This is a genomic window from Bacillus sp. AFS059628, assembly GCF_002571225.1.
GTDB lineage: Bacteria > Bacillota > Bacilli > Bacillales > Bacillaceae_G > Bacillus_A.
The window spans coordinates 23,904-38,072 of sequence record NZ_NVEC01000099.1 but is presented as its reverse complement, the minus strand read 5'-3'; the positions used below and the strand labels follow the sequence as shown (position 1 = coordinate 38,072).

The window sequence follows — 14,169 nt, the reverse complement described above, 5'->3', positions numbered from 1 at the left end:
CACAGATCCGAAAGATCCAAACACAAATACAGATAACAATAGCGATTCAAAAGTTCCACCTACTACAGAAAATGATAAGCCAACCTTACTTCCTAACACAGGAGGAACATCAGCAGAAATGAGTTCAATTCTTGGAGGTATGGTATTGTTCCTTTTAGGCGGAATCCTACTCGCTCGTCAGCGAATTAAATAATAAAAAAGCTTTAGATTATTATTTACACTGTAATCTAAGTAGCTGACAAATTAAAAAATTATTATTGATATTGCTCCCTTTAGGTAAGTATTCAAAAACACTTCACGATAAAGTGAAGGGAAGAATGCAGCCTGAAGGGTTTTTTTTATAGAAAAAAGAGAACAATTTTAAGGTGGATTCAATCAGTGGCTCTAAAGCGATAAAAAAACCGTTTTTAAGAAGCCTATTATAATTGAACTATAAACTTAGAGCAGGGTATCTCATGTAATTTAAGGTCAATGCCATGTTTCATTAAGTTTTGGATAAATGCATAGCCATTTTTATGGCTAATTTAGAAATAGCATTTTGTAAAGTTTTGTTCTTGAATAGCTGCTGCAATGTTTATTTTAGGAATGAAGGCATTAGTTCCTGCAGTTCAAGTTAACAAAACTGCAAGAGCAACCTTTTTGTAATTGAAAAACATTCTCATTAGATATAATCAATATTATTACAATTTTTATTCTACGTAATGCTATAAAGTTTATGTACTTTATTTATATATTACGATTTTAATTATACACCATAATACCATGTAATAAATATGCTTTTATGCATATTTATTTTTTTCTCAATAAACAGCCACCGATTAATCGGTGGCTTGAAATAGTATTAAGCGGCTTTTTGTCCTGTTTTTACGGTGGAATGAAGGCTGTTATAGACACCAGTACCAATGACCTCTAATGCCATTTTCATACGTTCTAGCGAAATGTTTTCTAATACGTTATCTTGAGGGGTGTGATATACCTTCTCAATATGATAGATTAATGGATTCCAACTATCGACACCCATCCATATGAATAGGGCGGCCGGAATACCAACTTCAGCAAACGGTACGTGATCACTAGAGCCAAATTTCCCTTGCAGAACCAGTTCATTATTTAATTGTTTACCTGCTTGTAAGGCTGCGTCTGTTACAAGGTTTGGAGAACCGTTAGGCGTCATAGCATATAAATTCTTTGCTTTATCGTAATTTGTTGCAACCATGTCTGCATTAAAGACACCTAAAATTCGATCGCGTTCTTTTTGGGATAGACTATTCACGTAATGATCGGAACCAAGTAAGCCAGTCTCTTCTGAACCAAAAGCAATAAAACGAATTTCTTTATCAGTTTCTACATTTTGAAAAGCACGAGCTAACTCTAATACTAACCCTGTACCAGAAGCATTGTCATTTGCTCCAGGTGCGCCGACTACGCTATCATAGTGCGAACTTACAACGAAAGCTTTTTCATTACCTGTACTATTTTTAGGTTTCTTTTTAGCGATGACGTTTAATGATGTTAAATTAGATTCATGTCTTGCTTTTAGGGAAAGAATTGTTGTCCCTTTTTTAGCGATTTCCTCTTTAAATGCATTTCCTTGCGCATAAGCAAGACCAAAGACAGGGATAGATTGCTTTTTCGTTAGGCGGGGATTGAAGGTTTGTCCATAATTTCCACGTCCGCCAATTAAACTGTATAAAAGAACTCCTTTTGCTCCTTTACTAACAGCATTTTCAACTTGTTTATTATAGTCTGCAACTGTTGTTCCTCTTTCAAATAGAACAATTTTCCCGTTTACTTCATTTGGGATATCCTCTAATTTTGTTCCACCTTGAACAAAGATAAGAGGGGCTGTAACAGCTTCTGTAGAAATTAGTGCGTTAGGAGCAGCACCGGCTTGCCAATTACGTTTTGTTGATAATGGTGATTCCATAAATCCAACATATTGATCGGGCACTTGAAATGGTTGATATTCTACCTCATAGCCCATTGATTTAAGCTGCATACCAACGTAGCGAGAAGCCCATTCTTCTGATTTTGTTCCACCAGGGCGAGGACCAATTGTTTCGGATAAGAAACGGATGTGTTCGATGGCGCGGCTTGCATCAACTTTTTTTGTGATAGGTGAAGTTTGTGTGATTTCTGACGTGGAATCAGCTTTGACTTGTCCGATTGGAGCTAAGCTAACAGCGAGTGATACAGCAAGTAAAGAACTTACTATTTTTTGTTTCAAAGATTTTTTCATTTTTTCCTCTCCTATTCTTCTATTCTCTCTGACTGACAAAAGAAGACGGATAACGACTTCATTTTACCTTTATCCTTATTTATTTTCAATATTCTGACATTGAGAAATAAAAAAAGCTGTATGCATATTTGCATATTTTTGATGGAGACATGTATGCTATCATTTTAAATGAAGGTTCGCTTTCTGCTTGGAAAGCTCCTACATTGCATGAATCTAGTGTACCCAAACTTTAGATTATGTAGAGAAAAGAATCCACTGTAGGGTTTCTTTTCTCATGTTTGAATCATGTGATGATAAATATGTTTCCGCATTTCATACTTATTATCAGTGATATATGTAAGGCATCCATATGAAAATACGAGGCTGTTCAAAGGTTTTCCGTACTTTTGGACAGCCTCACCCCGTTAAAAGGACGATACTTTATGTATCGTCCTTTTTCAGGCTGTGGAGAAAATCTTCTCTACAGCCTAAAAAAGGAACCGCTTCCTACTAAGAAGCGGTTCCTTTTTATATTTCTGTTAAAATTATCGGTTCGCCGCGTGTTACGACAACTGTATGTTCACATTGTGCAACAAGGCTTTTATCAGGTGTAATAAATGTCCAACCATCATCGCCACGTTCGATAATGTGATCAGATTTCATAGAAATGAATGGTTCTACAGCGATAACTAGGCCGTCTTTTAGAAGTGCATTATCCATTGGATCAAAGTAGCTTAAAATATGGTTTGGTGCTTCATGTAAACTAAGACCGATACCGTGACCAGTTAAGTTTTGAATTACATTGTATCCATTTTTATGTGCAAAGTTTGAAACAGCACGACCAATTTGGTTTTGTTTTGAACCAGCTTTCACCTTTTTCATTGCTGCCCAAAATGCATCAACAGCTGCTTGGCAAAGCTTTTCTTTTGCTTCATCTTCTCCAAGTACAAATGAAATACCTGTATCTGCATAATAACCATCAAGTGCAGCAGATACGTCGACATTTACTAAGTCGCCTTCTTTTAATACGCGATCTCCTGGAATACCGTGAGCAACTTCTTCGTTTACACTGATGCAAGTTACACCAGGGAAATCATATTCTTTTTCAGGTGCAGAAATAGCACCGTGCTCATCTAATACTTTTTTACCGATCAAATCAAGCTCTTTCGTTGTCATACCTGGCTTCGCTTCTTTTTTCATTTCTTCACGTGCAAGCGCAACGATGCGGCCGATTTTTCGTAAGCCTTCTAAATCTTGTTCATTACGAATAATCATGAAAACCACTGTCCTTCCTCGAATATATATCTTACCCGATTGTATCATGTTTATTTTCGTCCTGCTACTCGCTTGCAGTATGCGGATTGATTCCTCTCATAAAGAATACATGACAATTGTCATATCGATGTCATGACGCATCATACTATTCCCTAAGTTTTCCAGGTAATACAATGTAAATATAAGAAACAGCGGGGGTGGAGAGATGGAAAAGATTATTGAAGTAAATGGTGTTTCTAAAACATTTAAGCATAAAAGTGCAGTAAATAACGTTTCATTTCATGTAAATAAAGGAGAAATCGTAGCACTACTTGGACCGAATGGGGCAGGGAAAACGACGACGATGTCGATGATGCTTGGATTAAAGGATCCGACGGAAGGAACTGTTTCTATATTTGGAAAGAGTCCAAAGCATAGAGATGTTCGTAATAGCCTCGGCGCGATGTTACAAGAAGTAAGTGTCATTGATAGCATTACAGTGGAAGAGACAATTGAGTTATTCCGTAGCTATTATACGAATCCGGTAGCGAAAGAAACGTTGCTACAGTTATCGAATTTAAAATCAGAGCGAAAGCAAAGATGTGAGAAATTATCAGGCGGTCAAAAGAGAAGGTTAAATTTTGCACTCGCACTTGCAGGAAATCCAGCTTTGCTATTTTTAGATGAGCCGACGGTTGGAATGGATATTACGTCTCGAAGAACGTTTTGGGAAACGATTCGAAAGTTAGCAAGTGAAGGGAAAACGATTATTTTAACGACGCATTATTTAGAAGAAGCAGATGCATTAGCAAATCGTATTTTATTATTTGCTAATGGAAAGATTATCGCAGACGGTACGCCAGATGAGATGAAAGCGACGATTTCACGAAAAACAATTACATTTTATTCGAAGGAAAGTATTCCTGCAAAATTATTAAAAGGGTTACCAAGCGTAACAGAAGTACAATCAAACGAAGGCCATTTCACTTTAATAACTAAAGATACGGATGCAACTTTAAAAGCAATTTATGAAAAAAACTTACCTGTAACAAATATTTCAGTTGAACGTGGAAGTCTTGATGAAGCATTTGAACAGTTTGTCGCAAATCAGAAGGGGGAAATCGCATGAAAGCTTTATGGATGCAATGTAAAATAGAAATTTTACGTACGTTCCGCAATAAATTATTTATCTTTTTCTCATTATTAATGCCAGTTATGTTTTACTACATTTTCACTAATGTTATTCAAGTGCCACAAAACGGAGATGCGTGGAAAGCGCATTATTTAATCTCAATGGCAACGTTTAGTATTGTAGGGACAGCACTTTTTAGTTTCGGTGTAAGGATTTCTCAAGAAAAAGGGCAAGGTTGGACACATTTGTTGAAAATTACACCACTTCCAGAGGGAGCGTATATAACAGCAAAGATCATCGCTCAAACAGTAGTGAATGCTTTTTCAATTTTAGTTATCTTTATCGCAGGGATATTAATTAATCATGTTGAGTTAACAGTAGGGCAATGGATTGGTGCTGGATTATGGTTGTTGTTAGGTGTAACACCATTTTTAGCATTAGGAACAGTAATAGGTTCTATTAAGAAGGCGGATGCAGCAGCGGGTTTAGCGAATATTTTAAATATGAGTTTAGCTGTAATTGGCGGTCTATGGATGCCAATCGAAGTATTCCCGAAAATATTAAGATCTATCGGTGAATGGACACCAACATATCACTTCGGAAGTGGTGCATGGGATATTGTAGCTGGAAAATCGATTGGTTGGGAAAATATCGCGGTATTAGGAGGTTATTTCCTTATATTTGTTGTAATATCAATATATATAAGAAAAAGACAGGAAGCGGTATAAATGATAGAGAAGAAGAGGATTGAGATTTTTCCAAAACATATGGGTTTCTTTCCGTATATGTTTCTCGTGTATTTATTATTTCCGATTTACCATTTATCGCAGGCGTCAGGGTGGAAGCTTGTAATTGGAAGCGGTATGTTGATAGTTTTCATTATCACATACCGTCAGCTTTATTTTGTGCAGAGAACGTTTGTTTTTTGGGCATGTATTCAAATGGTACTCATTTTTTTATTTGCTTTATTTTACAACCCCTTCATGATATTCTTTGGTTTTTTCACAGCAAGTGCGATAGGGTTTGCACCAAATAAGAAAGTGTTTCGAGTGTTGTTAAGTTTGTTAGCTGTAATGCTTGGAAGTTTTATATTTGTAAATATGAATCAAATAACAACTACGAGTTTAGTAAATATTGTTCCGATGTTTATTTTAATGCTACTTACACCATTTGGAATGCGTAATTTTAATCAAAAAAAGATGTTAAGAAATCAATTAAACGAAGCGAATGAGCAAATTAAAGATTTAGTGAAACGTGAAGAACGGCAACGAATTGCAAGAGATCTTCATGATACGTTGGGGCATACGTTATCACTCATTACTTTAAAGAGTCAGCTCGTGGAGAAGTTAATTGTAAAAAATCCGGAGCGTGCAAGTGCGGAAGCAAAGGAAATTACACAAACATCTCGTACGGCTTTAAAACAGCTAAGGGAATTAATTTCTGATATGCGTATGATTACAGTAGAAGAAGAGCTTGAGCAAATAAGGGCGATCTTACAAGCGGCTAATATCGAATTAGAAGTAAAGCAGGAAGCGAGTTCGAGTTCGTTATCACCTATTGAACAAAATATTTTAGGAATGTGTTTACGTGAGGCTGTGACGAATGTTGTAAAACATAGTAAGGCGAAAAATTGTACAGTTTCTGTAATAGAATCACAAGGTGAGCTGATTTTGAAAGTAGAAGATAACGGAATCGGTTTAGCAGATCAAAACCACGATGGAAATGGCATTCGTGGTATGAAGGAGCGCATCGCTCTTATTGATGGGTTTGTTGAACTGGCCACAATCAATCCAGGGACACTATTAATAGTAAAAGTACCGGTTGTTATTCGAACAGGAAAAGATGAGGTGAGGGCATGATTCGAATTATTATTGCAGAAGATCAGCGGATGCTTCGTGGTGCATTAGGAGCCTTGCTTGATCTAGAAGATGATATCGAAGTAATTGGGCAAGCTGCGAACGGGGAAGAGGCACTAAAACTAATTGAATCGTTACAACCCGATGTAAGCATTATGGATATTGAAATGCCAATTCAAAGCGGATTAGATGTTGCGGAAACATTAAAGAAAGAAAAATCAGCATGTAAAGTAATGATTTTAACAACATTTGCGCGTCCTGGTTATTTTGAACGAGCAATGAAAGCTGGCGTACAAGGATATTTATTAAAGGATAGCCCAAGTGAAGATTTAGCTGCATCGATTCGTAACGTAATGAAAGGAAAGCGAGAAGTCTCTCAAGATTTAATGTTCGGCTTATGGCAGGAGCAAAATCCGTTATCAGATCGTGAAAAAGAAGTATTGCTACTCGCGAAAGAAGGAAAGACGGCAAATGAAATTGCGAAGACACTGTATCTTTCACCTGGTACAGTGCGTAATTATATTTCTGAAGTATTAACGAAGCTTGATGCAAAAAATAGAATTGAGGCCATTACAATTGCAGAAGAAAAGGGATGGATATGAAAAGAAGTTTACCTATGAGTGGTAAGCTTCTTTTTTCTTATAAACAACAGTTTCACTAGAGAGTTCCGTTTCAGCCGCATCGCTTGGAATTTGGACTATATCGGGTAATATAGATTTTACTTCATTTTTCGACAAAAAATTTGTTATAGTAAGATTAGGTTGTTGATCTGAATTTTGGACAACTTTACCACTAATAGTTGTGATTACTCCATTTTTATCTACTTTTACAATAAGATCTTGTCCATATACTTTATAGTTTTTATATGTTTGTGCAAGGCGAGCTTCGGTTTGATTTTCTTTTGTTTCTTTATTTGTAGGTTGGAAATCTACATTTTCTTAGTAGTGACTTGTTCTTGTTGAGCTTTAGCCACGTTTACCTCACCCTTTAAATGTTTTTTGCAATATTCTCTTTCGTATCATTTTGAGGTTTTGTTAATTTCCCAATTGTTAAACCAGGCTGAGCATTTTCAACTTTTACTTCACTTTTATCTAATTCTTGGGCATGAATAGCTTTTGTTGATAAGGAGCAAAGGAGACCGAACGGAATGAATGCACTGGCAAGTTTTCTCTAATTCATCTATAAAACTCCTAATTATTGTATGTGGGATGAATTGTATTAAGAATTTGCCGAATTTTATATATATATTATGCATTATTTCATATCAAAAATTGTCGAATTCACATTATTGTAGTGGTATGACAACTTAAAAAATTAGATTGTTATAATGGGATGGTGAGTAAGTATGCACGCAGAAAAACTAGGAAGTGAAATTAAGAAAATTAGGGTGATGAGAGGGTTAACACAAAAGCAGTTATCCGAGAACATATGTCATCAATCGGAAGTGAGTCGAATTGAATCGGGCGCGGTATACCCAAGTATGGATATATTGCAAGGTATTGCAGCAAAGTTACAAGTTCCCATTATTCATTTTTATGAGGTACTCATTTATTCGGATATTGAGAGAAAAAAACAGTTTAAAGATCAAGTCATTATGCTGTGTAAGCAAAAAAAATATAAAGAGATTTATAATAGAGTATGGAATGAGCTGAAAAAGGAAGAATATCATCCTGAATTCCAGCAGTTTCTTCAATGGCAATATCATGTGGCAGCTTACATATTGAAGAAAATTGATTATGAATATTGTATTTTAGAATTAAAAAAATTATTAAACCAACAATTAGCTGGAATAGACGTATACCAAAATCTTTATATAGAGAATGCAATTGCAAATATTTATGCTGAAAATAATTATTTTAAGAAAAGTATTGAGTTATTTGAAGATATATTAAAACAATTAGAGACATTGCATGATAATGAAGAATTCGACGTGAAGGTAAGGTATAATCATGCAAAAGCATTATACTTAGATAATCAATATGAACAAGCCTTATATCAAGTGAATAAGGCGATTGAAATATCTTGCCGAATTAATAGTATGGCATTAATTGGACAGCTGTACTATCAAAGAGGTGAATGTCTAGAAAAGTTGGAGTATGATGAGGCAGAGATTGAAGACACATATAAAAAAGCAAGTTTCTTTTTTGATATATTAGAAATGCATGCATATAAAGAGGCGATCGCAAATAAAATCAATCAATGAATAACGCTAAAAAATGGATATGCATAATTGCATACGGTATGGATAAATTTTCATGATATATTAAAAGAAAAAAATGTGGGTGATGGAATATGAAAAAATTACTTATTGGTAGTTTATTAACGTTAGCAATGGCATGGGGTATTTCATTAACAGATACAGCTTTAGAGAAAAGCCAAGTAATTTCTCATAATGATCAAGAGGTACAATTAGCTTCGGACCTACCTTTTGAATATTAAAAAAACAACCGTCTTACTTAGACGGTTGTTTTTTTGTGGAGTAACCTCCAAACATCTTTACTAGAAACAGGCTTGCTAATAAAGAATCCTTGAATGTTGTCACAGTTTTGTTCATATAAAAACTTCCATTGTTCTTCTGTCTCTACTCCCTCGGCGATAACTTCTAAATTTAGTTCTTTTGATAGTGTAATAATGGAAGAGATAATCGCTTCTTCTAAAGGACTAGTTGTAATGCCGCAAATAAATTCCCGAGCAATTTTTAATGTATTAATTGGATATTTTGTTAAATAAGCTAAAGAACTATAACCAGTTCCAAAGTCATCGATTGAAATTTGAATACCGAGATTTTGAAGCTGTTCTAGTTTTGCAACTACAGATTGATTTTGATTAATTGCAATGCTTTCCGTAATTTCAATATCTAGTGCTTCTGGTTTTAGTTCTGTTTCTTCTAACACTTTTGAAATGGTTGGAATTAAATTTGTATGGTTAAATTGAACAACAGATAAATTTACACCAACTTTCAAGTGAGAAAAACCTTGATTATGCCACCTTTTTGCCTCTAAGCAGGCGGTACGTAAAATCCAATTTCCAAGCTCAATAATAAATCCAGTTTCCTCCGCTAGAGGAATGAATTGAGCAGGCGATACGATGCCGAGTTTTGGATGCTTCCAACGAATTAATGCTTCAAAACCGATAATTTGTTTTGTTTTTGTGCTTACTTGTGGCTGATATTCTAGGAAAAATTCATTTTGTTGTAATGCTTTTGCAAGTTCACCTTCTAAGAATTGGATTTCATTTTGGGCGATACTTATTTCTTTTGAGAAGAAAACAAATCTGTTTTTTCCATTTGCTTTCGCGCGATACATAGCCATATCAGCATTTTTCATTAATTCAGTAACATCGTTCCCGTAATCAGGATACATGGAAATTCCGATACTCGGTGTAATAGACAGTTCTTCGTCTTTAATGAAGAATGGTTTGTTTAAAACGGTTAAAATCTGTTCAGCTATAAAAGCCGCACTTTTTTCTGAGTACATATCTGGTAATAGAATTGTAAACTCATCTCCACCTTGACGAGCAACGATATCTTTTGAACGCAAGCAACCACGTAATCTTTTTGCTACTTCAATTAATAATAGATCTCCGACATCGTGACCAAGTCTATCGTTAATTTTTTTGAATCTATCTAAATCAAGGAACATGACGGCAACATCATTCGCGCTAGTTTGAGCTGTATTTAAAATATTTTTTAAATCTTTTTCAAACTTTCGGCGATTTGGTAATCCAGTAAGTGCATCATGAAAGGCTAAATGTTCTACTTGTTTTTGCTTTTCATATAAAGTTGTAATATCACGTGCTATGCCGAACATCCCAACAACTTCTTTGTTGATGAAAGTAGGGATGAGTGTAATGTGAAGGTAATAGTAATAGCCTTCGTTTTCTTTTGTACGAACTTCTAAAGTTTGTGGCCTACCTTCTTTTGTTATTTGTAAAGCTTTCTTTAGTAGATCATGGTCTTTTGAATCAATGAAGTGTAGAAGAGAATAGCTTGCTACTTCACAATAGTAAGCGGTAAACAAGCTTTCACATGCCTTATTAGAATGTTGAAAAACACCATTCATATTTAAAGAAAAAACAGCATCGGGATGATCTTCAAATAAAGATTTATAGCGTTGTTCACTTTTTGATAATGCAAATGCACCTTCTTCAACTTCATCTTCTAGTTGTGTAGTCAGCTGTTCATATGTATCGATTAATACTTTATTATCTTTCCACATGTAAAGTTGTCGTAAGAATAAAAAAATAAGTGATAATACGAGACCGATTAACATGAACTTATCATCCCAAGGTTGAATGATAATAAAGGAAAAAGTAATGATTATACTAAAATAAGGTAATATAAAGCGCACATAGTCAAATCGATAATATTTTGTTTTCGTTTCATGTTGCATTGGTTTATCTAAAATGTATAGTATGGACGATAAACAGATTAATAAAATTGAAGCAGTATGTATTAAATAAGAGAATTCAGCGGAAGTTTGCATTCCTTTGTTTAACTGGAATAGCTGTATATATCCGTAAACGAGAATGATAGTAAAACCAATAATTAATGAAATTCTACTAGAAGAATATTGTTCTCTTCTATACAGGCTAATAACGGCGTAAATTACTAATGATTGTGCGACAAAGTATCCAATTAAAATCCACGTGCCCTTTGTTAGCATACTGAAGCTTGAAAGATCCAAAATAAAAGTTAGGGTAAAATAAATATTCATAATAACGATAAAGATGCTATCGAATGAAAATTGAGCAAGGCCTCTAATAGAGTAATGTTTTATGAATTTTATAGTAAAGCCAGAAAAGAGTAAAATATATTGGATGATGAAAAAAGGTAGTGCCTCATATGAGAATATGACTTGAGTGCATATAGAAAGTGAATCAAGAAATAAAGTTATCTCCATAGCCAATCCACATAGGCAAGTGCATAATAATAACACCCAAAATAATTTATCGCCGCGCTTCATCTTCTTAATTGCTTTATATGAGCAATAACAAGAAAAGACTGCAGCAAAACAAAATAAGAAAAGGATTCCAATTTCTTTTATATTCCATTGATCTGGAATAAAGAATATCCAAAGAGAAAATATAAAAATATACATTATGACAAATTGTACATACTTTTTTTGATTAATCATATTATGACTCCGTTTCAATAAAGTTGAATCTTAGGGGGAAAATGCTAATTTAAATAATAGCATATAAAATAGGAACATTTTTACTATAAGAATTACTTTTTGAAAAAAAGGCGCAACATTACAATTTACCATTGTAACGTTGCGCCAGTTGTTCTTTTTATTCCTCTTATAGAAGAAAGTTCAGCTATTAATTGGAATAGTGCTAAATCTTTCTGTTTACTTTCAATCATAATATCGAAATCATGATTGATTTTTTTTGCAATGTGTAAGAAAGGTTTAATAAACTCTAAATTAATATATTCAGCGTGAGCCCTAAACTCTTTTTCTGATTTAGGGGAGGAAATGTGAACTTTAGGAAGGATATTTGTATGTGACCAAGTTTCAAAAATTGCAGGAAGTAAATCTTCTAGCGGTTCCTCGCAAAGGTTGGCCATGTGATGATGATAATCAAATACGAAAGGTATCTTTTCTTTTTGGCAAATAGATAAAGTTTCAGCAGTTGTATATGTTTTATCGTCGTTTTCAAGCGTCATTTGCTTTTTTATATGTGCAGGAAGCTTTTTTATGTTTTCATGAAAACGTCCAACCGCTTTTTCTTTATTTCCATAGGCACCACCTACATGGATGTTAATATAAGAAGAATCTGCAATCCCTATTGCATCTAATACTTTATAATGATAAGTCATATCTGTAATAGCGTTAGTTGTAATATGTGGCTTATCGCTTGTAAATAGCGTAAATTGATTTGGATGAAAACTTACTCGCAAATTGTGTTCTTTAATTAAGGCCCCAATTTTACGCCAAAGCGGTGTGAACAACCCGATGTAATCAAACTCGACTTCGGGATGTGTTGCAAGTGGGACGATGGAAGAAGATAAGCGATATAATGGAATTTCATGCGCTATATTGTAATGAAGAATACGTATTGTATGCTCAAGATTCTGCCGCGTAACATCGTATAATTTATCTTCTCGTTCTTGTTTACTAAGCTTTTGAAAGCTTGTAAATGTCATCGTTTTAGCCGGAGAACAGTCCCAGAGTGCCATTGCATGTGAGACATATCCGAAACGCATAATCATAATGAATACATCTCCTTTACTTATTATCCTTCCTATAGAAAGAAAGCAAGTATCGTTCCTACCCATTCTTTTCCCCTATCAATAAGAGAATGCGGGCTAACATCTTTAAAGGAAAGTAATGACGCATTTTCTAGATCTTCATGGAATTTGTTTTTTACTGTTTGTATAAAATGTTCATCATATAAAAGGCAGTTGATTTCATGGTTAATATATAAACTTCTCATATCAAAGTTTGCAGTTCCAATATCACAAATATAATCATCGACTATAATAACTTTAGCGTGAAAAAAACCTTGTTGAAAGGCGTAAATATTACACCCAGCTTGTATTAACTTTCGGCAATATGGGAATTTTGCTTCGCGAACAAGGGCGTGATCCGCTTTTTCTGGAACGAGAACCGTGATTTGAACCCCACGTTGTCGCGCTTTTAATAATGCATTCATAATTTTCTTCCCAGGAATGAAATATGGTGTACCGATAAAGAGTTCTTTTTCCGCACTTTCAATTAAATATAAAAATGTATTTTGCAAGTAGGCACCATCGGTAGGGATAAAACGATGCAGAATGATTCCTGGTTGTTGCTTAGGAAAATAAAGAGGTGAATCTAATAAATTTTGGTTCGTATCGTCGAGCCAATCATGTAAAAATTGCTTTTGTAAATCTTGTATTCCTTCCCCTGTAAGGCGTAAATGATAATCGCGCCATAATCCTAATTTTTGATTATGCCCTAAATATTCTTCTCCAATATTAAACCCACCAATATAACCAATTTTTCCGTCAATAACTGTAATTTTTCTATGGTTTCTTTGATTTGCAGAAAAGAAAAGAAAAGGAAACCTTACTTTATGACAAAATGAAAAAGAGACCCCATGTTTTTGCAAGGAACGAATTGCCTCGTTTGATAAATGGTGGCTTCCTAATCGATCGAGTAAAAGTCTTACTTCAATCCCTTCCTTTGCTTTATCGATAAGTAACTTTAAAAATTCACGGCTGATTTTATCGTTTTTGACAATGAAGAACAAAACGTGCACATGGTGCTTCGCCTGTTTTATATCAGTAAATAGGGCGTCATACAAATCTTTTCCGTATGTATAAAGGTGAAAATCACTTTGACGTAAAGGGAAAGAACGACAACGTACACGCTTTAAATGAACAATTCTTCCATAAGAAAGATCGATTACAATCCAGAGAGCGATGCCTATTAATAAGAGAGATAAGAAGAACATGAGTAAATTCCCTCCTTCACGGTCTTTTCACCATCAGTTTTTTATAAATTAAACTTTCAATGTATCCGATTATTTGGTGGCTAATAATCAGTAGGGAATAAACAGCTCCCTACTGATTAAAGTTTCACTTTATAGTTTCACCGAAATAAACAGCTTTATTAAAAAATATGTTGTTGTATAACAAAAAACTGTTGACTGAATGCTCACTCATTATATAATGAAGGTAGGGGATAAAATTCAGAAAATTATATGTTTTTGAAGATTCTAAA

At 34.5% G+C, this 14,169-nt stretch carries 12 protein-coding genes and 1 pseudogene; 7 read left to right on the top strand and 6 right to left on the bottom strand.

Annotation, left to right across the window (positions count from 1 at the left end; genetic code table 11):
- The coding region (locus COL05_RS27605) for an LPXTG cell wall anchor domain-containing protein (RefSeq protein WP_142337690.1) at window positions 1–193 on the top strand (193 nt) is incomplete at its 5' end.
- Window positions 194–841: 648 nt separating this feature from the next.
- On the opposite strand, the gene COL05_RS27600 is transcribed toward COL05_RS27605, so the two are convergent.
- Both COL05_RS27600 and map read right to left on the bottom strand, forming a co-directional pair.
- Complete coding sequence (locus COL05_RS27600; RefSeq protein WP_098670908.1) at window positions 842–2,239, bottom strand: M28 family metallopeptidase; 1,398 nt, start codon at window positions 2,237–2,239, stop codon at window positions 842–844.
- Window positions 2,240–2,746: 507 nt separating this feature from the next.
- Window positions 2,747–3,541, bottom strand: coding sequence for a type I methionyl aminopeptidase (gene map, locus COL05_RS27590; RefSeq protein ID WP_142337689.1), 795 nt, complete (start codon window positions 3,539–3,541; stop codon window positions 2,747–2,749).
- A 157-nt stretch (window positions 3,542–3,698) separates the two neighbouring features.
- Here map and COL05_RS27585 point away from each other — a divergent pair, with 157 nt between their 5' ends.
- The 4 genes from COL05_RS27585 to COL05_RS27570 are packed head-to-tail and all read left to right on the top strand — an operon-like array spanning window position 3,699 to window position 7,062.
- Window positions 3,699–4,601 (top strand): ABC transporter ATP-binding protein, encoded by a 903-nt coding sequence (locus COL05_RS27585; protein WP_098670906.1) that lies wholly within the window; start codon window positions 3,699–3,701, stop codon window positions 4,599–4,601.
- Window positions 4,598–5,332, top strand: coding sequence for an ABC transporter permease (locus COL05_RS27580; protein ID WP_074608073.1), 735 nt, complete (start codon window positions 4,598–4,600; stop codon window positions 5,330–5,332). The genes COL05_RS27585 and COL05_RS27580 overlap by 4 nt, the downstream gene beginning before the upstream one ends.
- Window positions 5,333–6,463 carry a sensor histidine kinase gene (locus tag COL05_RS27575; protein WP_098670905.1) on the top strand — a complete coding sequence of 377 codons (1,131 nt, stop codon included), beginning with the start codon at window positions 5,333–5,335 and terminating at the stop codon, window positions 6,461–6,463.
- Window positions 6,460–7,062, top strand: a complete 603-nt coding sequence (locus COL05_RS27570; RefSeq protein ID WP_098670904.1) for a response regulator transcription factor — start codon at window positions 6,460–6,462, stop codon at window positions 7,060–7,062. Before COL05_RS27575 ends, COL05_RS27570 begins: the two co-directional genes overlap by 4 nt.
- A 15-nt stretch (window positions 7,063–7,077) precedes the next feature.
- Here the strand turns inward: COL05_RS27570 and COL05_RS27565 are convergent.
- Window positions 7,078–7,609, bottom strand: a pseudogene (locus tag COL05_RS27565) (M4 family metallopeptidase); the annotation flags it as partial.
- A 196-nt stretch (window positions 7,610–7,805) separates the two neighbouring features.
- Between COL05_RS27565 and plcR the strand changes: the two are divergent.
- Window positions 7,806–8,663: a transcriptional regulator PlcR gene (gene plcR, locus COL05_RS27560; RefSeq protein WP_098670903.1), complete on the top strand. Its 858-nt coding sequence runs from the start codon at window positions 7,806–7,808 to the stop codon at window positions 8,661–8,663.
- Window positions 8,664–8,752: 89 nt separating this feature from the next.
- Window positions 8,753–8,899: a quorum-sensing peptide PapR gene (papR, locus tag COL05_RS27555; RefSeq protein WP_000734741.1), complete on the top strand. Its 147-nt coding sequence runs from the start codon at window positions 8,753–8,755 to the stop codon at window positions 8,897–8,899.
- A gap of 17 nt (window positions 8,900–8,916) precedes the next feature.
- Here the strand turns inward: papR and COL05_RS27550 are convergent, their stop codons facing one another.
- The 3 genes from COL05_RS27550 to cls all read right to left on the bottom strand — a co-directional run bounded on the left by COL05_RS27550 (window position 8,917) and on the right by cls (window position 13,900).
- On the bottom strand, window positions 8,917–11,595 hold the full coding sequence (locus COL05_RS27550; protein ID WP_098670902.1) for a DUF4084 domain-containing protein: 2,679 nt from the start codon (window positions 11,593–11,595) through the stop codon (window positions 8,917–8,919).
- A 125-nt stretch (window positions 11,596–11,720) separates the two neighbouring features.
- A complete protein-coding gene (gene uvsE, locus COL05_RS27545) occupies window positions 11,721–12,674 on the bottom strand; it encodes a UV DNA damage repair endonuclease UvsE (RefSeq protein WP_098670901.1) in 954 nt (317 codons plus the stop codon).
- Window positions 12,675–12,706: 32 nt separating this feature from the next.
- Window positions 12,707–13,900: a cardiolipin synthase gene (gene cls, locus COL05_RS27540; RefSeq protein WP_098670900.1), complete on the bottom strand. Its 1,194-nt coding sequence runs from the start codon at window positions 13,898–13,900 to the stop codon at window positions 12,707–12,709.
- Window positions 13,901–14,169 lie beyond the last annotated feature (269 nt).